Raw genomic sequence first — 20,918 nt, 5'->3', positions numbered from 1 at the left:
CCGATCCTCAGATCAGATTTCGTATTGGACCGATTTGGGCTTCAACACGCCGTCGAGCAGCTCAAAATGTAGATCTGCGTTGGCCAGCGTTGAAGGGCGATGACTGATCAAGATTCGCGTGCGCCCGGAAAACAATCGGTCGATGGCTTCGATGACTTCACGCTCGGTGGCTTCATCTACCGCAGACGTGGCTTCGTCCATGACCAAAATCATCGGATCCTGGAGCAGTGCCCGAGCGATTGCGATGCGTTGTTTTTGTCCGCCAGACAACTGTTGACCCCGCTCACCCAAAGGGCTATCGAGCCCCTCGGGGAGGGACGCGATCAAACTCTCGAGCTGCGCGAGTTGAGCCACTGCGGTTATGGCTTCCCGATTAGCGTCCGGCATGGCGTAGGCCAGGTTGTCGGCGAGACTGCCACGAAACAAGACGATATCTTGACTGACCACAGCAATCCGTCGCCGTAGCTCAAATAGGTCCAGCTCTCGCACATCGACTTCTCCCAGCAGCACCCGCCCAGCCTGTGGATCGAGATGCCGCTGAAGAAGGTCTATCAATGTCGATTTACCAACGCCGGAGCCGCCGCTCAGCGCAACTTTCAAGCCATAAGGAATCCGTGCATCGACACCGCGCAACGTGCTGAGGCGCCCGGGATGGGTGAAGTGAACGTCGTCGAAACGCAAATCACTTTGGGCGGGCATGGGCTTGGGTAATACAGGGCTGACGATAGTAGGCTCCTCACCGCGTAGCTCCATGACCCGCCCGAGACTGACCGTCATCCTTTGTATTGCAACATAAAGACCTAACAGGCTCTGAACTGGCCCTACTGCCATCCCCAGGTAGGTGGAAAACGCGATCAGCGAGCCGAGTTGCCACGTTCCTTGAACAACCCAGTAGCCTCCCAAGAGAAAAGCGCAGGCACGCGCCAAAGACGTCAATGTTCCAGGCACAGCCTGAGTAAAAAACTCCGTAATCTGCAGCTTCAGCAACTGGTTCATATAGCCCTGCCCCAGTGCTTCCAATCGATGGGATTCCCTTTTTTGCTGACCGGCTGACTGAATGAATTTCATTACTGGCAACGTCTCGACCATGAACGACGACACGTCCGCTGAACACTCACGCAACCGGCGTACATCGCGCTCGACCTTGCGACGCATCCAGCGCAACCACAGTATGTCGAGAGGAATCAACACCAGGACCAACAATGAAAGCTTCCACGATAGCGTGACCAACATCGCTACTGCACAGAGCAAGCCGACCACGCTCGATACAGCCGAAAATAATGAATCCACGGCGAAGCGCTGAATTTCCGCGACATCACCATCTAGCCGTGACATCAAATCACCGATGCGTCGCTGAGCATAAAAACTCGCAGACAAGGTCTGCAGGTGTCGATAAAGGTCGTCACGTAGCGAAAACAAAATCCGTCCCGACAAGCGCGTGTGCAGGTAACGATTTATTCCAGAAAGAGCTGTTCCCAACAGGCCTGCGACTATCATCAGGCTTGCGATTGTTAACAGCTTCGGAAAGTCACGTGCCAGCAAACCATCATCGATCAGCAGTTTCGTTAGCCATGGTTGCAGCAACACCAAAAGCGAGGCAGAAATTGACAAGCCGAGCAGCCCGGCGATCGCCAGTCGATGCGGGCGTACAAAACTGTAAAGCCAACGCAACGCAGCCAGCAGCGACTCTGGATGTTGACTGTCGATCAGCCGAGAAATCAGCCGCTGCATCGAACAGCTCCGCATGGCACAAAGATTTTTGTTTTTATCATGGTAAATCCCCGCGCGAACTTCGCATGTACGTCTGCGCCTTTAATGTCCGGCGCCCATTACGTTGCGTGCAATTTCTGAACCAACCTGGAAATCGATCGGGGTGCACACACGCTTACTATGCTCCTTAGCCCCCCCCCTCGCCTAACGCCAGTTGGCATCCCGATGATTAACGGCGCCAACCTCAACAAGCTCAAACCGCGCTGTTGGCACGCCCCATGCTTAGAGCACTACTTCAACCACAATAAATGCATGCGGTCCGCGCGGGATGATTCAACGAGGATCATTACCCCGCAGAATCAGACACTGAGATGCCTGATCCTGCCGCCTGACTGAGTTATGGAGAGCACATGTGTTCAGGAACTGAACACATGCCTGAAGTTTCGACCGTCACGGTAGAGCCTTAATACAATTCATAGGGTGAATTTTGAAAAAAATCATAGTTTCCGCTTGCTTGGTTTTCTTTGCTTGCGCTGAGGCGGCTCAAGAGCCCGAAGCCGTATTCAACCGTAGCTGTGTGATGTGCCACAGCGGCCAACTCCCGGCCGCCCCTAAGAAAGGCGATCCATCCGCTTGGCAACCTCGCTTGGATAAAGGGATGGACGTACTAGTGGCGCACGCAACGGGGGGGTTCGGGGCAATGCCTCCGCGCGGCCTCTGCATGGACTGCAGCGCCGAAGACTACCGAGCGGTTATTGATTGGATGTCGAAGTAATTTAGCCAAGCTTTACGGCACTAAAACGACCCTTCACATTTCTGAGGCCAGCCCTGTCGGCAGGGTGGTGCAGGCGGATGCGATTGATGACAAGTGCAGCACGAACATCGATGACGTAAAATCGGCTCATCGCAGTTTTCTGAGTCTGCAGCGACCAGGTGCCCGCTACCACCCATATCCATGCCAGAACAATTGTGATTTATCATCTCAAGACGCTTTGGTTCTTGCGCGCCATGACAATACCTCGCGGAATTGAACGACGCGCATGGGGGCATGGTGGCGAGCGGATTCACTCTCCCATACAAGATTATGGCTAGCGCCATACCGAAGCTGTGATTTCTCCCTCGAAAGCAAGTGGATTATTTAAGCCCGCCAAAACGCCGATAAAAGCTTTCGCCCACATCCGGTAACGGACCATCGGCAGTCTCTAGTGCGCTGTTCAACCATTCCTCGGCCTTGATATATATCAGCCGATAAATATTGCGACACAACTGCCGGGCGGCCCGTCCCTCCCAATCGCCGGGCAACAACTCGTCCGGTAATTGCGGGTCGCGCAGCAACAGTTTGCGGTACTCGTGAATAAGCAGTACACGTGCCAGGAAACACTCGGACGGCTGCAGGTTTTCCTGCTCGCGAAGCGCCTGCCAGAGCGGTCGAAACAACTGGATGAACTCGCTGTAATGGGTCGCCAGCTCCTCGATGTTCCAGCTCTCGCGCACCTGTAAACGCAAGGCCTTTGAAGCCATCACGTCCTGGGCGGTGGTTTCGAAGACGATGGTTTCCTCCTGAGTACCGAGGTCCAGTAGCGTCGCGTTGACATCGGTCCGGTCGCTGCGCGGACAGGCCAGCACCGTCGGCGATATCGCACCAAAGCCCTGCCACTCCAGTTCTTCGCGTACTTGCTTGCGCTTGTCTGGGGTCAGCTGCGTAAGCATCACCAGGCACCACGAACCGTCCCACGCCGGCACCGTAGAATTGTAAACGCGCTTGAACGCCTTTTCGAAGCGCCGGCGGCCGGTACCGGTCAGGCTGTAATAGCTGCGACGCCCGACTTTCTCGCCGGTCAGCCAGCTTTCTTTGGTCAGGCGGAAAATCGAGGTGCGGATCAGCCGTTCGTTAATGCCGATGGGCTCGAGCAATTGGATCAAGCTGCCCAGCCAGACTGTTCCGCCATGGGGTTCGATGGCATCCCCATACAACGTAATGATCAAGGAACTGGCGCGGATCGGGGTCTGCTCCTGAAAACGGGTAATTAGATGGTTCAAAGGTGTCAGGGACGACATGTACGTACCGAGCTGAAAAAGAATAGGAATATACCGAATGCGCATTCCCCTGTGGGAGCGCTGTTCACAGGCCGCTGCCTTTTGGCCGCAAGCCGCTATCGCGGATACGTGGGCGATCAGGTTCTGGCTCGCTCAACGGTTCGCAGACCTGCATCTGTTCCAGACAACGCTTGGCCAGTTGCTGATACTCACGGGTGCCGGCCTGTTTCCACGACACCTCCTCGTCGCTGAGGGCGCGCTTGACGCTGGCCGGCGCACCCATGATCAGAACCTGCTCGGGGCCTGCGAATCCTGCCTTGACGAAGGCGGCCGCCGAGACAAAACAGCGTGCACCGATGTGCGCGTTGTCCATCACCACGGCATTCATTCCCACCAGGGCGTCGGCGCCGATCCGGCAGCCGTGCAGCACCGCGCCGTGGCCAATGTGACCGTTGCGCTCGACCACGGTGTCGCTGTCCGGGAAACCGTGCATCACACAGGTGTCCTGCACATTGGCGCCCTCCTCCAGGACAATCCGACCGAAGTCCCCGCGCAGGCTGGCCAACGGTCCGACGTAGCAATGAGGTCCGACGATTACATCACCGATCAAGACGGCCGAAGGGTGAACGTAAGCGGTCGAATCGACCACAGGGGTCAGGCCATCGAGGCTGTAGCAGGTCATGGGCGTTTCCTTCTAGGGCACTCACAAAGCGATGCCGATACAGGATCATCTTGTATCACATCACTTTTAATAGAACAAAGAAGAAAAAAGGTATCACTTGTAAATCCCGTATCGGCCTACCCAGCCCCATCAAAAAAACCAGGCGATAAATCAACAAAATAGGACCTAATCTCGCCATTTACAGCGCACCCCACACGCCCACTGGAAACACCAGTCGAGCCAATAAGACACATTAAATCAACTTTTTGTTTGCATTTGCGTATCGCATTGTAGCTATACTCCGGCAAAACCGGCCTATCGAGCCGATCCAACAATGAGCCGGCACCACAGCCGAGCGTGCACCGTGAGGGCATCCGCCATGCCTCTAACCCTTGCTGTCGATTTCATCGAACCGGGCGTTCGCCTGATCACCCTGCAACGTCCACAAGCGTTGAATGCGCTGAACACCGAGTTACTCGGTGAACTGGCCGATGAACTGAACGCCGCCCAGGCCGACCCCGACACCCGCGTCGTGGTCCTGACCGGCAGCCGCAAGGCCTTCGCCGCCGGGGCCGACATCAAAGAAATGGCCGAGCGCAACCTGGTGGGCATTCTCGATGACCCGCGCCAGGCGTCCTGGCAAGCCATCACCCGGTTCAACAAACCGCTGATCGCCGCCGTCAACGGCTTCGCCCTCGGCGGTGGCTGCGAACTGGCGATGCACGCCGACATCATCATTGCCGGCGAAGACGCTCGTTTCGGCCAACCGGAAATCAACCTGGGAATCATGCCCGGCGCCGGTGGCACCCAACGCCTGCTGCGCGCGGTCGGCAAATCCATGGCCATGCAGATGGTCCTGACCGGCGAACCGATCGACGCCCGCCAGGCCCAGCGGGCCGGGCTGATCAGCGAAGTGACGCAACCGGAATTTACAGTCGAGCGCGCCCTGCAGATCGCCCGCAGCATCGCCCAAAAAGCACCGCTGGCGGTGCGCCTGGCCAAGGAGGCGCTGCTCAAGGCAATGGACACCGACCTGGCCAGCGGCCTGCGCTTCGAACGCCACGCTTTCACCGTGCTGGCCGGTACCCGCGACCGCGACGAAGGCATCGCGGCGTTCCAGGAAAAACGCACGCCGGCCTTCAGCGGCCAGTGACCACCGAATTTGAACGACCTCTTAGAGAACGCCAAGACCATGAACTTCGAACACATCCTGTTTTCCATCGAGGCCGGCGTCGCCCTGCTCAGCCTCAATCGCCCGGACCAGCTCAACAGCTTCAACACGCAGATGCATGGCGAAATGAAAGAAGCGCTGAAGCAGGTGCGGCAGAACCCGGACGTACGCGTGCTGTTGCTGACCGGTGAAGGTCGCGGTTTCTGCGCCGGGCAGGACCTCAGCGATCGCAACGTCGCACCCGACAGCGCCGTGCCGGACCTGGGCGAGTCCATCGAGAAGTTCTACAACCCGCTGATTCGTCAACTGCGCGACCTGCCGCTGCCGGTGATCTGTGCAGTCAACGGCGTGGCGGCCGGTGCGGGCGCCAATATCCCCCTGGCCTGCGATCTGGTCCTGGCGGCACGCTCGGCTAGCTTCATTCAGGCCTTCTGCAAGATTGGCTTGATCCCCGATTCCGGTGGCACCTGGACCTTGCCGCGCCTGGTGGGCATGGCTCGCGCCAAGGCCCTGGCTCTACTCGGCAACCGCCTGACGGCCGAGCAGGCCGAGCAATGGGGCTTGATCTACCGCGTCGTCGACGATACCGCACTGCGCGAGGAAGCCCTGACCCTCGCCCGCCACCTGGCCAGCCAACCGACCTACGGCCTGGCACTGATCAAACGTAGCCTCAACGCCAGCCTGAACAACACTTTCGACGAACAACTGGAACTGGAAAAGAACCTGCAACGCCTGGCCGGGCGCAGCGAGGATTACCGTGAAGGGGTCAGCGCCTTCATGGAAAAACGCAGTCCAAGCTTCAAGGGGCGCTGAGTCATGACCGCTCTGGATACCAACGCACGCATCGCCGTGATCGGCGCCGGGGCCATGGGCGCCGGCATTGCCCAGGTCGCAGCACAGGCCGGTCACTCGGTGCTGTTGCTGGATAATCGTCCGGGCGCCGCCGTCCAGGCCATCGAAGGCATCGACCGACAATTGGGCAAACGCGTCGAGAACGGCAAGCTGTCCGCCGAATCTCGCAACGCGACCGTTGCGCGTCTGCACGCCGCGCAAACCATCGAAGCCCTCGCCGATTGCGCACTGATCATCGAAGCCATCGTCGAAAATCTCGAGGTCAAACGCGACCTGTTCCGTCAGTTGGAAGACATCTGCGATGACCAGTGCATCCTGGCCAGCAACACCTCGTCGCTGTCGATTACGAGCATCGCCGCGCAACTGCGCCATCCACAACGCCTGCTCGGGCTGCATTTCTTCAACCCGGCGCCGGTCATGGCGCTGGTGGAAATCGTCTCGGGCCTGGCCAGCGATCCGGCTCTGGCGGCCTGTCTGTACGACACCGCCCGAGCCTGGGGTAAAGAACCGGTGCACACCCGGTCAACGCCGGGGTTCATCGTTAACCGCGTGGCCCGGCCGTTCTACGCCGAAAGCCTGCGCCTGGTGCAGGAGCTCGCGGCGGATTGCCCGACCCTGGATGCCCTGCTGCGTGAAGCCGGTGGTTTTGCCATGGGCGCGTTCGAACTGACCGACCTGATCGGTCATGACGTCAACTATGCCGTGACCTGTTCGGTATTCGACGCCTATTACGGCGACGCGCGCTTCCTGCCGTCGTTGATCCAGAAAGAATTGGTGGACGCCGGACGCCTGGGCCGCAAAAGCGGCCAGGGATTCTATTGCTACGCCGAAGGTGCGCAGCGGCCGCGACCGACATCGCTCGACAGCGAACGCACCGTCACTTCTTGTGTGGTTGAAGGCGACTTGGGCATCGCCAACGGGCTGATCCCGCGTTTGCGTGAGCAAGGGGTCGAGGTCATCCAGCGCGACGGCGCGGGCCTGCTGCGGGTGGGCGATGCAGTCCTGGCCCTGAGCGATGGGCGCATGGCGTGCCAGCGCGCCAGGGAGGAAGGCCTGCGCAATCTCATCCTGGTGGATCTGGCCGGGGACTACGCCAAGGCCAGCCGCCTGGCCATTGGTTGCGCCGCCGATATCGAACCTGCCGCTCTCGCAGACGGTGTTGCCCTGCTGCAACGAGCCGGGTTTATCGTCAGCCGGCTCAGCGATAGCCCGGCGCTCCTGGTGTTGCGCACCGTGGCCATGCTGGCCAATGAAGCCGCCGATGCGCTGCTGCAAGGCGTGGCCTCGGCCGCCGACATCGACCTGGCGATGCGCGCCGGGGTCAATTACCCGCAAGGCCCCCTGGCCTGGGCGGACAGTATCGGCCTGACGCACATTCTCAAGGTCCTGGAAAACCTGCAAGCCAGCTACGGCGAAGAGCGCTATCGACCGTCGCTGCTGCTGCGCCGCCGCGTCGCCGAAGGGAGGACATTACATGACCCATCATGAAGCCATGAACCTGGCCATCGCCTGTGCGCAAGCGATGTTCAAGCGCGACACCGCCAGCCAGGCGATGGGCATGCGCCTGCTCTCCGTGGCGCCGGGCTGCGCCAGCGTGGGCATGAGCGTGCGCGCCGACATGATCCAGGGGCACGGCACCTGCCACGGGGGCTACCTGTTCGCCCTCGCCGACTCGGCCTTCGCATTCGCATGCAACAGCTACAACGAAGCGACGGTGGCCATCGGTTGCAGCATCGATTACATCGCCCCGGCACGCCTGGGTGACACCTTGACCGCCCAATGCACCGAGCAAAGCCGCTCCGGTCGCACCGGCAATTACGACGTACGCGTTGAAAACCAACTGGGCCAGCTGATCGCCCTGTTCCATGGCAAGTCCTACAAAGTGCGCGGCGCAGTGCTGGCGCAGGAGACCCCGAATGAATGACGCCTTGATCATCGATGCAGTGCGGACCCCCATCGGCCGCTACGCCGGAGCCTTGAGCAGCGTGCGCGCCGATGACCTCGGCGCGGTGCCGTTGCGCGAGCTGCTGCGCCGCCACCCGCAGGTGGATTGGAGCGTCGTGGATGATGTGATCTACGGCTGTGCCAACCAGGCCGGCGAAGACAACCGCAACGTCGCGCGCATGTCGGCGTTGTTGGCCGGTTTACCGATCAGCGTGCCCGGCACCACCCTGAACCGCTTGTGTGGCTCCGGCCTGGACGCGGTCGGCACCGCCGCCCGGGCGATTCGCAGCGGCGAAGCCGGCTTGATGCTGGTGGGCGGCGTCGAATCGATGTCGCGCGCGCCGCTGGTGATGGGCAAGGCCGAACAGGCGTTTTCCCGTGAGGCACAGGTCTACGACACCACCATTGGCTGGCGCTTCATCAATCCACTTATGAAAAAAACCTACGGCGTCGACTCCATGCCGGAAACTGCCGAGAACGTCGCCGAGCAATTCAATATCTCCCGCGCCGATCAGGACGCCTTCGCGCTGCGTAGCCAGCAACGGGCCGGCGCCGCCCAGGCAAGCGGCCGTTTTGCCAAGGAAATCGTCGCGGTACAAATCCCTCAGCGCAGGGGCCCGGACAAAGTCGTCGAACATGACGAACACCCACGCGGCGATACCACGCTGGAGCAGTTGCAGAAACTCGGCACCCCTTTTCGTGAGGGTGGCAGCATCACCGCCGGCAATGCATCCGGCGTCAATGACGGTGCTTGCGCGTTGCTGCTGGCCAGCCCGCAGGTCGCCAAACGCCACGGCCTCAAGGCGCGGGGCCGGGTCGTCGCCATGGCCACTGCCGGCGTCGAACCACGCATCATGGGCATCGGCCCGGTGCCAGCCACTCGCAAGGTACTGGAACTGGCCAACCTGAGCCTCCCCGATATGGACGTGATCGAACTCAACGAAGCTTTCGCCGCACAGGGCCTGGCGGTGCTGCGCGAGCTCGGCCTGAGCGATGCCGATCCAAGGGTAAATCCCAACGGTGGCGCAATCGCTCTGGGTCATCCATTGGGCATGAGCGGCGCACGGTTGGTCACCACAGCCCTTCACGAACTGGAAGAACGTCAGGGACGCTATGCCTTGTGCACCATGTGCATCGGTGTTGGCCAGGGCATCGCGCTGATCATCGAGCGCCTGTCCGTCTGAAGAATCGCAACGCCCGAGGGGCCCAGGAGTATCCTCGGGGCATGCACTCAAAGCCCTGGCGCAACAGGGCGCGAACACAACAATAATTCGAGTGAAGTTATGAACATGCCAATCGCCAAAGCCGTGCTTGATCCCGTGCTCGACCCGCTGGAAACCGCCAGCATAGACGAACTGCGCCAGCATCAACTGGAGCGTCTGCGCTGGAGCCTGAACCACGCCTACAACAACGTGCCGCTGTACCGCCAGCGCTTCGACGCGCTGGGCGTCCACCCCGACGACATCAAAACGCTGGACGACCTGGCGAAGTTTCCGTTCACCACTAAGACTGACCTGCGCGACAACTACCCCTACGGCATGTTCGCGGTGCCGATGCAGGACGTGGTGCGCCTGCACGCGTCAAGCGGCACTACCGGCAAACCGACCGTCGTGGGGTACACACAGAACGACATCGATACCTGGGCCAACGTCGTCGCGCGCTCAATCCGTGCGGCCGGGGGGCGCCGCGGCGACAAAGTGCATATTTCCTATGGCTATGGCCTATTCACCGGTGGCTTGGGCGCGCACTACGGCGCTGAACGCCTGGGTTGCACAGTAATTCCGATGTCCGGTGGCCAGACCGAAAAACAAGTGCAACTGATCAAGGATTTCCAGCCTGACATCATCATGGTCACGCCGTCCTACATGCTCAACATCGCCGATGAAATTGAGCGCCAAGGCATTGACCCGCACAAACTAGCCCTGCGCCTAGGCATTTTCGGCGCCGAGCCGTGGACTGGCAAACTGCGTAGCGCGATTGAAAACCGTCTGGGCATCACCGCCCTCGACATCTACGGCCTCTCGGAAATTATGGGGCCGGGCGTCGCCATGGAGTGCGCCGAAACAAAAGACGGTCCGACGATTTGGGAAGATCACTTCTACCCGGAAATCATCGACCCGATCACAGGCTTAGTACTGCCAGATGGTCAGATGGGCGAACTGGTGTTCACCTCACTGAGCAAAGAAGCCTTGCCGATGATCCGCTACCGTACCCGAGACCTGACGCGCTTGCTGCCAGGCACCGCGCGACCAATGCGACGGATCGACAAGATCACCGGGCGCAGCGATGACATGCTGATCATTCGCGGGGTCAACGTGTTTCCGACACAGATCGAAGAGCAGGTACTTAAAATAAAACAGCTATCCGAATGCTACGAGATACATCTGTATCGCAATGGCAACCTGGACAGCGTCGATGTGCACGTGGAGCTCAAGGCCGAACACCAGCACTTGGGCGACGACCAGCAGAAAGCTGTGTGCGCCGAGTTGAGCCGGCACATCAAGACCTTCATCGGCATCAGCTCACGAATCGTCCTGCAGCCGTTCCACTCGATCAAACGCTCCGAAGGCAAAGCCTGCCACGTCTTGGACAAACGTCCCAAAGCATGACTGCTGCACCCTTTTGAGCCCCGCTTTTGCGGGGCTTTTTTTTGCTTCTTCACTGTCTGTCTGGGTAGATCAGTACTGAATGAAAAGCTGCGTCCGCGGACACGTCGAATTATCGCACCGCCGCTCACACTGTGACCGTGTGTGACTGCAACTCCCCCCATATACCCAAGATCCCTGTGGGAGACTGCTCGCAATGGCTGAGTGTCAGGCGACATCGATGTGCAAGATCACTCCATTTGCGAGCGGACTCGCTCCCACAAAAAAACAAAGTAAGGCGGCAATCACTCCAAAGCGATACAAAAAACGAATACGACACGCCACTTACCGTTTGATATTAATTTCTGTATCGCTTATAAAGTTCTCCATGCCCTCGATCAGATTCAAGGCGGGAGACCCCCATGTACGCACAGCTCGTAGAAACCGGCGTAAAACGCATCAAAGACCTCTCGGAGATGTCCGAACAGGAACGCGCCTTCCAGGAAAAAATCGATTCAGAAATCAAGATCGAAGCGAAAAACTGGATGCCTGATGCCTATCGCCAGACCCTGATCCGTCAGATCTCCCAGCACGCCCACTCCGAAATCGTCGGCATGCTGCCCGAAGGCAACTGGGTCACCCGGGCGCCATCGCTCAAACGCAAACTGCAACTGATGGCCAAGATTCAGGACGAAGCGGGCCACGGCCTGTACCTGTACAGCGCCATGGAAACCCTCGGCGCCGACCGTGACGAGGAAATCGCCAAACTGCACAGCGGCAAGGCCAAGTACTCGAGCATCTTCAACTACCCGACCTTGAACTGGGCCGACATGGGCGCTGTGGGCTGGCTGGTGGATGGCGCAGCGATCGTCAACCAGGTCGTATTGCAGCGCACCTCCTATGGCCCCTACTCCCGGGCCATGGTGCGCATCTGCAAGGAAGAAAGTTTCCACCAGCGCCAGGGCTACGAAATCCTCCTGACCATGATGCGTTACGGTAATCAGGCGCAGAAAGACATGGTCCAGGACGCGATCAACCGCCTGTGGTGGCCGTCACTGATGATGTTCGGCCCAAGCGACGAACACTCCCCCAACAGCGCTCAGTCCATGGCCTGGAAAATCAAGCGCCAGAGCAACGACGAACTGCGCCAGCGCTTCATCGACCAGACCATCCCGCAACTCGAATTACTCGGTTGCACCTGCCCCGACCCGGACCTGAAGTGGAACGCCGAGCGCGGTCACTACGACTTCGGCGAAATTCAGTGGAGCGAGTTCTACGAAGTGCTCAAGGGCAACGGCCCATGCAACCAGGAACGCGTCGCCACCCGCCGCAAGGCGATTGAAGACGGCGCCTGGGTCCGTGAAGCCGCGGTCGCACACGCTCGCAAAAAACATAACAAGAACGCCGCCTGATTCGGCCACCTGATCTGGAGACACCGCCATGTCCGAATGGACCCTTTTCGAAGTCTTCGTGCGCAGCAAGCACGGCCTCAACCACAAGCATGTGGGCAGCGTGCACGCCGCCGACACCACCATGGCCATTGAAAACGCGCGCGAGTTGTACACCCGTCGCAGCGAAGGCGTGAGCCTGTGGGTGGTGCCATCGGCGCTGATCACCGCGTCGTCGCCGGATGAAAAAGACCCGCTGTTCGACCCCTCGGACGACAAGGTCTACCGCCACGCCAGCTTCTACGAGCTGCCGGCCGAAGTCGGGCACATGTGAGGTCGACCATGAACACCAAGAACGATCTGATCGAATACCTACTGCGCCTCGGCGACAGCGCCCTGATCCAGGGCCAGCGCCTGTGCCAATGGTGCGGCAAGGCCCCGGCGCTTGAAGAAGAACTGGCGCTGATGAATGTCGGCCTCGACCTCGTCGGCCAGGCACGCAACTGGCTCGAATACGCCGCCGAACTGCTGGACGACGGCCGTGATGCCGATCACCTGGCATTCCGCCGCGATGAGCGCGCCTATCGCAATCTGCTGCTGGTGGAACAACCCAACGGCGATTACGCGGTGACTATCCTCAAGCAGTTCCTGTATGACGCCTGGCACCTGCAAGTGCTCAGCGGCCTGAGCCAGTCCAGCGACGAGCGTATCGCCGGGATCGCCGCCAAAGCGGTGAAGGAAGTGACCTATCACCTGCGCCGGTCCGGCGAGTGGGTCGAGCGTCTGGGTGACGGCACCGAGGAAAGCCACCAACGCATGCTCGCGGCGATCCCTGAGGTCTGGCGCTTCACCGTTGAACTGACCAGTGCCGATGACAGCGAACAGCGTTTGCACGCAGCCGGCATCACCCCGGACGCCGCCCAGGTCGCTGCGGCCTGGCAAGCCAAGGTCAACGAGATTTTCGCCAGCGCCACCCTGCCCGTGCCGGCCGCGCCGAACTATTTCTATCTGAATGCACGCAAGGGCCTGCACACCGAACACCTGGGCATTCTGTTGGCCGAGATGCAATTCCTGCCACGAGCGTACCCCGATGCGACCTGGTGAGCTGATCGCCAGCGACCTCGGCGCCCGGCCGGCACAACCGACCGACCTGGCCGCCGCGTGGGCGACTCTGGCGCAAGTCATGGACCCGGAAGTGCCGGTGGTCAGCGTCGTAGACCTGGGCATCGTGCGCGATCTCGACTGGCAAGCCGGGCATCTGCATGTGGTGGTCACACCGACCTACTCCGGCTGCCCCGCCACCGAAGTGATCGAAAGCGATATCCGCGATGCGCTGGAGCTCGCCGGTTTTCGGGCGCCGCAGCTGGAACGCAAATTGACCCCGGCCTGGACCACCGACTGGATCACCGACAGCGGCCGCGAACGCCTGCGTGCCTACGGCATTGCACCGCCCGACGGCAGCACCAGCAAGCGCAGCCTGCTCGGTGAAAGCCCGGTGATCGTCTGCCCGCAATGCGGCAGCGCGCACACCGAAGTGCTCAGCGAGTTCGGCTCCACGGCCTGCAAGGCGTTGTACCGCTGCGTCGATTGCCGTGAACCGTTCGACTATTTCAAGTGCATCTGAGCGGCGATCGGCCGTCCCAGCTGGAGAACAATAATGAGTAAATTTCACAGCCTGACCATCAAGGACGTTCGCGCCGAGACCCGTGACGCGGTGTCCATCGCCTTCGAGATTCCGCAGCACCTGCAAGACAGCTTTCACTTCACCCAGGGCCAGCACCTGGTGATGCGTACGCAAATGGACGGCGAAGAAGTGCGTCGTTCGTATTCGATCTGCACCGGCGTCAACGACGGTGAATTGCGCATCGCCATCAAGCGCGTCGCGGGCGGGCGTTTTTCAGCGTTTGCCAACGAACAACTGAAGGCCGGACACAGTCTGGAAGTGATGCCGCCGGCCGGGCATTTCCATGTCGAGCTCGATCCCGCTCGCCATGGCAATTACCTGGCGGTTGCAGCAGGCAGCGGCATCACGCCGATCCTGTCGATCATCAAGACCACCCTGCAAACCGAACCCCATAGCCGCGTGACGCTGCTGTATGGCAACCGCTCAAGCTCCGGCGCGTTGTTCCGCGAACAGCTCGAGGACCTGAAAAACCGCTACTTGCAGCGCCTGAACCTGATCTTCGTCTTCAGCCGCGAACAGCAGGATGTCGACCTGTACAACGGCCGGATCAACGCCGAGAAATGCGAGCAACTGTTCACTCGCTGGCTCGACGTCAAAGCCCTCGACGCGGCATTCATCTGCGGCCCGCAGGAAATGACCGAAACCGTGCGCAACAGCCTGAAAGCCAACGGCATGCCGGCTGAGCGTATCCACTTCGAACTGTTTGCCGCCGCCGGCAGCCAGCAAAAACGCGAAGCGCGGGAAGCGGCACGGCAGGTGGATGCCGCGGTCAGCCAGATCACCGTCATCAGCGACGGCCGCGCCCTCGCCTTCGATCTGCCGCGCAACACCCAGAGCATCCTCGACGCCGGCAACGCCCAAGGCGCCGAACTGCCCTACTCGTGCAAGGCCGGCGTGTGCTCGACCTGCAAATGCAAGGTCATCGAAGGCGAAGTGGAAATGGACAGCAACCACGCCCTGGAAGATTACGAAGTGGCTGCCGGTTATGTGCTGTCGTGCCAGGCCTTTCCGGTCAGCGACAAAGTCGTCCTGGATTTCGATCAGCTCTAAGACGCAACGCAAAACACCTGTGGGAGCGAGCCTGCTCGCGATGAAGGCAGTCCATCCAGCATCAATGGAGGCTGACCCACCGCTATCGCGAGCAGGCTCGCTCCCACAGGGGGCCAGTGATCGACCGGAATACACCGTTTCACCCCACAACAAAAACAACAACCGAGAGCGCGCCATGACACCCACAGACGTAGAACTCATCCGCCAACACCCCGACTTCATCCAGTTGGTCCGCCGCAAACAGAACCTCTACTGGTCGCTGTCGCTGATCATGCTGGTGATCTATTTCGGCTTCGTCCTGCTGGTGGCCTTCTCCCCCGCCACCCTCGGCCAATCCCTGAGCGGTGGCGTGACCTCCGTAGGCATGCTGGTCGGCGTGGTCATCGTGATGCTGGCCTTCGCACTGACCGGTTTCTACGTCTATCGCGCCAACAACGTGATCGACCCACTCAACGACAAACTGAAACAGGAGTGCGCCCGATGAGCCGTCTTCTCGCCTTGTTCCTGCTGCCTCTGGCCTTCGTCGCTGACTTTGCGGCAGCGGCCGACGGCGCGTCTCGCCCATTGAACTGGAACGCCATCGGCATGTTCCTGGTGTTTGTGCTGTTCACCCTCGGCGTAACGCGCTGGGCCGCCTTGCGCACGCGCTCCGCCAGCGATTTCTACACCGCGGGCGGTGGCATGACCGGTTTCCAGAACGGTCTGGCGATTGCCGGCGACATGATTTCCGCGGCGTCCTTCCTCGGCATCTCGGCGATGATGTTCCTCAACGGTTATGACGGTTTGCTGTACGCACTGGGTGTGTTGGCGGGTTGGCCGATCATTCTGTTTCTGATCGCCGAACGCCTGCGCAACCTCGGTAAATACACCTTCGCCGACGTGGTGTCCTATCGCCTCGAACAAACCCCGGTGCGCCTGACCTCGGCGTTCGGCACGTTGACCGTCGCGTTGATGTATCTGGTGGCGCAGATGGTCGGCGCCGGCAAACTGATCGAGTTGCTGTTCGGCATCGACTACCTTTACGCGGTGATGCTGGTCGGTGTGTTGATGGTGTTCTACGTGACCTTCGGCGGCATGCTCGCCACCACGTGGGTGCAGATCATCAAGGCCGTGATGCTGCTGTTCGGCACCACGTTCATGGCGTTCATGGTGCTCAAGCATTTCGGTTTCAGCACCGAGGCGATGTTCGCCGGCGCCACCGCCGTCCATGCCAAGGGCAACGCGATCATGGCCCCGGGCGGTTTGCTGTCGAACCCGATCGATGCGATCTCGCTGGGGCTGGGCATGATGTTCGGCACGGCCGGCCTGCCACATATCCTGATGCGTTTCTTCACCGTCAGCGATGCCAAGGAAGCGCGTAAAAGCGTGTTCTACGCCACCGGCTTTATCGGCTACTTCTACCTGCTGCTGATCATTGTCGGCTTCGGCGCCATCGTGATGGTCGGCACCGATCCAGCGTTCCGCGATGCCAACGGCGCGATCATCGGCGGCGGCAACATGATCGCTGTGCATCTGGCGCAAGCCGTGGGTGGAAACCTGTTTCTCGGCTTCATCTCGGCGGTTGCCTTCGCCACCATTCTGGCGGTGGTCGCCGGTCTGGCGTTATCCGGCGCCTCGGCGGTGTCCCACGATTTGTATGCCTGTGTGATGCGCAAAGGACAGGCTACCGAGCAGCAGGAAATCCGCGTCTCGCGAATCGCCACGCTGTGCATCGGCGTGCTGGCGATCATTCTCGGCCTGCTGTTCGAATCGCAGAACATTGCCTTCCTCTCCGGCCTGGTGCTCGCCATCGCGGCGTCGGTGAATTTCCCGGTGCTGTTCCTTTCGATGTACTGGAAAGGCCTGACCACTCGCGGCGCGGTCACCGGCAGCCTGACGGGGCTGATCTCGGCGATTGTCCTGCTGGTGCTGAGCCCGGCGGTGTGGGTCAACGTGCTGCATCACGACAAGGCGCTGTTCCCCTACTCCAACCCGGCACTGTTTTCCATGAGCCTGGCGTTCTTCAGTGCCTGGCTGTTTTCGGTCACCGACACCTCGCCGCGAGCGGCCCTTGAGCGCGGCCGTTACCTGGCGCAGTTCATCCGTTCGATGACCGGCATCGGTGCTTCCGGCGCCAGCAAGCACTAACAACGACCGACTGATGGCAGGGAATAAAAACAATGAAGCCCGCACGTTCTACACCTTACGAATCACTGTTTTCGCTGGCCGCCGCATTGAGTCTGCCCATGGTCGCCCCATGCGCCATTGCCGACTTCATGGACGACAGCAAGGCCCGTATTGAAATGCGCAACCACTACATCAATCGGGATTTCCGTCAGGACAACGCGCCTCAATCCAAGGCTGAAGAATGGGCGCAAGGGTTCACCGCGCGCATCGAGTCCGGGTTCACCGATGGCACCTTCGGTTTCGGTCTCGACGCGCTGGGGAAACTGGGGTTGAAACTCGACTCCAGCCCGGATCGCCGGGGCACCGGTCTGCTGCCCTTCGGCCCGAACAGCCATGAGCCGGCGGACGAGTTCAGCGAACTGGGGCTCACCGGCAAGCTGCGCGTATCCAAGAGCGTGTTGAAGCTCGGCACCCTGCAACCCTTGCTGCCGGTGGTGACCTACAACGACACCCGTCTGCTGGGCTCGACCTTTGAGGGCGGTTTGCTGACCAGTCAGGAGATCACCGGCCTGACCGTGAATACCGGGCGCCTCACCAAGGCGAACCTGCGGGATTCTTCCAGCAACGATGACATCGGTTACGGCGCCGCCAGCAGCGATCACTTTGACTTTGCCGGCGGCAGCTACGCGTTCAGTCCGCAACTGAACCTGAGCTACTACTACGGCAAGCTTGAGCAGATTTATCGCCAGCAGTTCGTCGGGCTGGTGCATACCCAGCCGCTGGGCAATGGTTTCAACCTGCGCAGTGACCTGCGCTATTTCGACAGCCGCGGCGACGGCGCCGAACGCGCCGGGCGTATCGACAACCGCAATTTCAACAGCATGTTCACCGTGTCCCACGGTGCCCACAAAGTCAGTGCCACGTACCAGCAGTTGTCCGGCGACAGTGCCTTTCCGTTCCTCAACGGCGGCGATCCGTACGTGGTCAACCTGGTGACCTACAACACCTACACCCGCGCCGACGAAGACTCCTGGCAGCTGCGTTACGACTATGACTTCGCCGCGCAAGGTATCCCCGGCCTGACCTTCATGACCCGCTACACCGACGGCCGCCACGTCAAGGCCGGCGCCGTCGATAACGGCCGCGAACGCGAGCGCGACACCGACATCAGTTACGTCATCCAGAGCGGCCCGTTCAAGGACGTCAGCCTGCGCTGGCGCAACGTGACCTTCCGTTCCGGCAATGGCTTGAGCACCGCCATCGATGAAAACCGGCTGATCGTCGGTTACACCGTGGCGCTTTGGTAATCCCTGAAGAGCGCGGCCGCGGCCGCGCCAGACTTTTTTTTAACCTGGAGGAATCGTGATGCCTCACGCCCCTACCCTGCAAAGTTTCATCGCCGGTCGCTGGATCGGCCAACACGGTGCCCAGGTGCTGCGCAGTGCCATCGACGGCCACGAGATCGCACGCACCCACGAAGAGCGTCCGGACTTCGCCGAAGCCATCGAGCACGGTCGGCGCCAGGGCGTCAGCGGGTTGATGGCACTGGATTTCCAGCAACGCGCCCAGCGTCTCAAGGCATTGGCCTTGTACCTGAGCGAACGCAAGGAACAGCTTTACGCGATCTCCCATCACAGCGGCGCCACCCGCGCCGACAGCTGGATCGACATCGAAGGCGGCAACAGCACGCTGTTCACCTACGCCAGCCTCGGTTCGCGGGAACTGCCGTCAGGCAACATCTTCCACGAAGGCCCGGCGCTGCAACTCAGCAAACTGGGCACCTTCGCCGGCACGCATATTCTGGTGCCACGTGGCGGCCTGGCAGTGCACATCAACGCCTTCAACTTCCCGATCTGGGGCATGCTGGAAAAGTTCGCGCCGAGTTTTCTCGCCGGCATGCCGTGCATCGTCAAGCCGGCCAGCGCCACCAGCTACCTGACCGAAGCCGTTGTGCGCCTGATGGACGAATCGGGTTTGCTGCCGGCCGGCAGCCTGCAATTGATCATCGGCGGCACCGGTGATCTTCTCGACCGCCTGCAAGGCCAGGACGTGGTGACCTTCACTGGTTCGGCCAACACCGCGGCCAAGCTGCGGGTCAACCCGAACCTGATCCGCAACTCAGTGCCGTTCAACGCCGAAGCCGACTCGCTTAACTGCGCGATCCTCGCCCCGGACGTCACCCCGGACGATGAAGAATTCGAACTGTTCATCAAGGAAGTCGCCCGGGAAATGACCACCAAGGCAGGGCAGAAATGCACCGCCATCCGCCGTGCGATTGTGCCAGCCAGACACATCGATGCAGTCGCCAACCGTTTGCGCGATCGCCTGAAGAAAGTCGTGGTCGGCGACCCGTCGGTGGAAGGCGTGCGCATGGGTGCGTTGGCCTCTCACGATCAGCAAAAAGACGTCGCCGAACGCCTGGAAAGCTTGCTGCAAAGCAGCGATATGCTGTTCGGCGCCCGCGACGGTTTCGAACCGCGTGGCGAAAACGTCAACCAGGGCGCGTTCTTCGCACCGACCCTGTTGCAGGCCCGCGATCCGCACGCCGAGGGTGGCGCCCACGACATCGAAGCGTTCGGCCCGGTCAGCACCTTGATGGCCTATGACGATCTGGATGAAGCACTGGTTTTGGCCGCTCGCGGCAAAGGCAGCCTGGTGGCCAGCTTGATCACCAAGGACCCGAAGATTGCCGCCAAAGCCATCCCGGTCGCGGCCGCCTGGCACGGTCGCTTGTTGGTGCTGGATCGCGAATCCGCCACCGAATCCACCGGCCACGGCTCGCCGCTGCCGCAACTCAAACATGGCGGCCCGGGTCGCGCCGGCGGCGGTGAAGAGCTCGGTGGTCTGCGCGCGGTGAAACACTACTTGCAACGCGCCGCGGTGCAAGGCTCGCCGACCATGCTCGCTGCGGTCACCGGCGAATACGTGCGGGGGGCCAAGGTCATCGAAACCGAAGTGCATCCGTTCCGTCGGTTCTTCCAGGACTTGCAGATTGGCGAATCGCTGTTGACTCACCGTCGCACGGTAACCGAAGCCGATCTGGTGAATTTCGGTTGCTTGTCCGGCGATCACTTTTACATGCACTTCGACGAAATCGCCGCGAAGGAATCGCAATTCGGCAAACGCATCGCCCACGGCTACTTCGTGTTGTCGGCCGCAGCCGGTCTATTCGTGTCCGCGGCACCTGGCCCGGTCCTGGCCAATTACGGCCTCGACACCCTGCGCTTCATCAATCCGGTCGGCATCGGCGATACCATCCAGGCACGCCTGACCTGCAAACGAAAAATCGACCAGGGCAAAAAGAGCCCGCAAGGCATTCCGCAGGGCGTGGTGGCGTGGGATGTGGAGGTGACCAATCAGTTGGGCGAGCTAGTGGCCAGTTACGACATTCTTACACTGGTTGTGAAACGCCAATAGCAAACCTGTGTTGAACACATCGGGGCTTAAATCCGTCTTGGTACCCGCTCTGCCGAGCAGGCATCAAGACGGGTAAGGATTGTCACCGCTCGTATTTAAGCAATCATGAAGAACTTCGCGAGCACTTGGCCTGACCAGTTGCTCGTCTACACCAACTTCCTTGAACAATCCTGCCATGTATCGGAGTAGCTTCCGGTAGCAGCGCCGCGCCCCTCTCAAAACATAAAAAGCGAAAGCTTTGCAGTTTGGCGACGCTAGCCTGCAGCCCTCGCTGTGTGCGGTACTGCTTTCCGAACAAACCCTCGTATTCGGT

General features: G+C 60.5%; 19 protein-coding genes. 16 read left to right on the top strand and 3 right to left on the bottom strand.

Annotated features, from left to right (window positions below; all coding sequences use genetic code 11):
- Positions 1-12: 12 nt before the first annotated feature.
- A complete protein-coding gene (locus GH769_RS10130) occupies positions 13-1,731 on the bottom strand; it encodes an ABC transporter ATP-binding protein (RefSeq protein WP_153649716.1) in 1,719 nt (572 codons plus the stop codon).
- A gap of 466 nt (positions 1,732-2,197) precedes the next feature.
- Between GH769_RS10130 and GH769_RS10125 the strand changes: the two genes are divergently transcribed.
- Positions 2,198-2,485 carry a cytochrome c5 family protein gene (locus GH769_RS10125; protein ID WP_153649715.1) on the top strand — a complete coding sequence of 96 codons (288 nt, stop codon included), beginning with the start codon at positions 2,198-2,200 and terminating at the stop codon, positions 2,483-2,485.
- Positions 2,486-2,844: 359 nt separating this feature from the next.
- Here GH769_RS10125 and paaX read toward each other — a convergent pair whose 3' ends face one another.
- Positions 2,845-3,768 (bottom strand): phenylacetic acid degradation operon negative regulatory protein PaaX, encoded by a 924-nt coding sequence (paaX, locus tag GH769_RS10120; RefSeq protein WP_153649714.1) that lies wholly within the window; start codon positions 3,766-3,768, stop codon positions 2,845-2,847.
- A gap of 64 nt (positions 3,769-3,832) precedes the next feature.
- Positions 3,833-4,429, bottom strand: coding sequence for a phenylacetic acid degradation protein PaaY (gene paaY / locus GH769_RS10115; RefSeq protein ID WP_153649713.1), 597 nt, complete (start codon positions 4,427-4,429; stop codon positions 3,833-3,835).
- A 358-nt stretch (positions 4,430-4,787) separates the two neighbouring features.
- Here paaY and paaF point away from each other — a divergent pair, with 358 nt between their 5' ends.
- The 15 genes from paaF (at position 4,788) to paaZ (ending at position 20,605) form a co-directional block, all read left to right on the top strand.
- Positions 4,788-5,561, top strand: a complete 774-nt coding sequence (paaF, locus tag GH769_RS10110) for a 2,3-dehydroadipyl-CoA hydratase PaaF (RefSeq protein ID WP_153649712.1) — start codon at positions 4,788-4,790, stop codon at positions 5,559-5,561.
- Between the two features lie 39 nt (positions 5,562-5,600).
- Positions 5,601-6,392 (top strand): 2-(1,2-epoxy-1,2-dihydrophenyl)acetyl-CoA isomerase PaaG, encoded by a 792-nt coding sequence (paaG, locus tag GH769_RS10105; protein ID WP_153649971.1) that lies wholly within the window; start codon positions 5,601-5,603, stop codon positions 6,390-6,392.
- Positions 6,393-6,395: 3 nt separating this feature from the next.
- On the top strand, positions 6,396-7,919 hold the full coding sequence (gene paaH, locus GH769_RS10100) for a 3-hydroxyacyl-CoA dehydrogenase PaaH (RefSeq protein WP_153649711.1): 1,524 nt from the start codon (positions 6,396-6,398) through the stop codon (positions 7,917-7,919).
- Complete coding sequence (gene paaI / locus GH769_RS10095; RefSeq protein WP_039011420.1) at positions 7,906-8,355, top strand: hydroxyphenylacetyl-CoA thioesterase PaaI; 450 nt, start codon at positions 7,906-7,908, stop codon at positions 8,353-8,355. Before paaH ends, paaI begins: the two co-directional genes overlap by 14 nt.
- Positions 8,348-9,559, top strand: a complete 1,212-nt coding sequence (pcaF, locus tag GH769_RS10090; protein WP_153649710.1) for a 3-oxoadipyl-CoA thiolase — start codon at positions 8,348-8,350, stop codon at positions 9,557-9,559. Before paaI ends, pcaF begins: the two co-directional genes overlap by 8 nt.
- A gap of 99 nt (positions 9,560-9,658) precedes the next feature.
- Positions 9,659-10,984: a phenylacetate--CoA ligase PaaK gene (paaK, locus tag GH769_RS10085; RefSeq protein ID WP_153649709.1), complete on the top strand. Its 1,326-nt coding sequence runs from the start codon at positions 9,659-9,661 to the stop codon at positions 10,982-10,984.
- A gap of 398 nt (positions 10,985-11,382) precedes the next feature.
- Positions 11,383-12,372: a 1,2-phenylacetyl-CoA epoxidase subunit PaaA gene (gene paaA, locus GH769_RS10080; RefSeq protein WP_153649708.1), complete on the top strand. Its 990-nt coding sequence runs from the start codon at positions 11,383-11,385 to the stop codon at positions 12,370-12,372.
- Positions 12,373-12,400: 28 nt separating this feature from the next.
- On the top strand, positions 12,401-12,682 hold the full coding sequence (gene paaB, locus GH769_RS10075; RefSeq protein ID WP_007943393.1) for a 1,2-phenylacetyl-CoA epoxidase subunit PaaB: 282 nt from the start codon (positions 12,401-12,403) through the stop codon (positions 12,680-12,682).
- An 8-nt stretch (positions 12,683-12,690) separates the two neighbouring features.
- Complete coding sequence (gene paaC / locus GH769_RS10070) at positions 12,691-13,452, top strand: 1,2-phenylacetyl-CoA epoxidase subunit PaaC (protein ID WP_153649707.1); 762 nt, start codon at positions 12,691-12,693, stop codon at positions 13,450-13,452.
- A complete protein-coding gene (gene paaD, locus GH769_RS10065) occupies positions 13,439-13,972 on the top strand; it encodes a 1,2-phenylacetyl-CoA epoxidase subunit PaaD (protein WP_153649706.1) in 534 nt (177 codons plus the stop codon). Before paaC ends, paaD begins: the two co-directional genes overlap by 14 nt.
- Positions 13,973-14,005: 33 nt before the next feature.
- Positions 14,006-15,082 carry a 1,2-phenylacetyl-CoA epoxidase subunit PaaE gene (gene paaE / locus GH769_RS10060; RefSeq protein WP_153649705.1) on the top strand — a complete coding sequence of 359 codons (1,077 nt, stop codon included), beginning with the start codon at positions 14,006-14,008 and terminating at the stop codon, positions 15,080-15,082.
- A 175-nt stretch (positions 15,083-15,257) separates the two neighbouring features.
- The gene (locus tag GH769_RS10055) at positions 15,258-15,566 is read left to right on the top strand and encodes a DUF485 domain-containing protein (RefSeq protein ID WP_153649704.1); all 309 of its coding nucleotides are present in this window, start codon (positions 15,258-15,260) and stop codon (positions 15,564-15,566) included.
- Entirely contained in the window at positions 15,563-17,209 is a 1,647-nt protein-coding gene (locus GH769_RS10050; protein ID WP_153649703.1) for a cation acetate symporter, read from the top strand. The genes GH769_RS10055 and GH769_RS10050 overlap by 4 nt, the downstream gene beginning before the upstream one ends.
- Before the next feature lie 32 nt (positions 17,210-17,241).
- Positions 17,242-18,495, top strand: a complete 1,254-nt coding sequence (locus GH769_RS10045; protein ID WP_153649702.1) for an OprD family porin — start codon at positions 17,242-17,244, stop codon at positions 18,493-18,495.
- 58 nt (positions 18,496-18,553) lie between these two features.
- Positions 18,554-20,605 (top strand): phenylacetic acid degradation bifunctional protein PaaZ, encoded by a 2,052-nt coding sequence (paaZ, locus tag GH769_RS10040; protein ID WP_153649701.1) that lies wholly within the window; start codon positions 18,554-18,556, stop codon positions 20,603-20,605.
- Positions 20,606-20,918 lie beyond the last annotated feature (313 nt).

Origin of the sequence: Pseudomonas sp. CFSAN084952, from assembly GCF_009648855.1 — a bacterium.
GTDB lineage: Bacteria > Pseudomonadota > Gammaproteobacteria > Pseudomonadales > Pseudomonadaceae > Aquipseudomonas > Aquipseudomonas paracarnis.
Note: the sequence above shows the minus strand (reverse complement) of the source record. Positions and strands in the feature narration are given on the sequence as shown.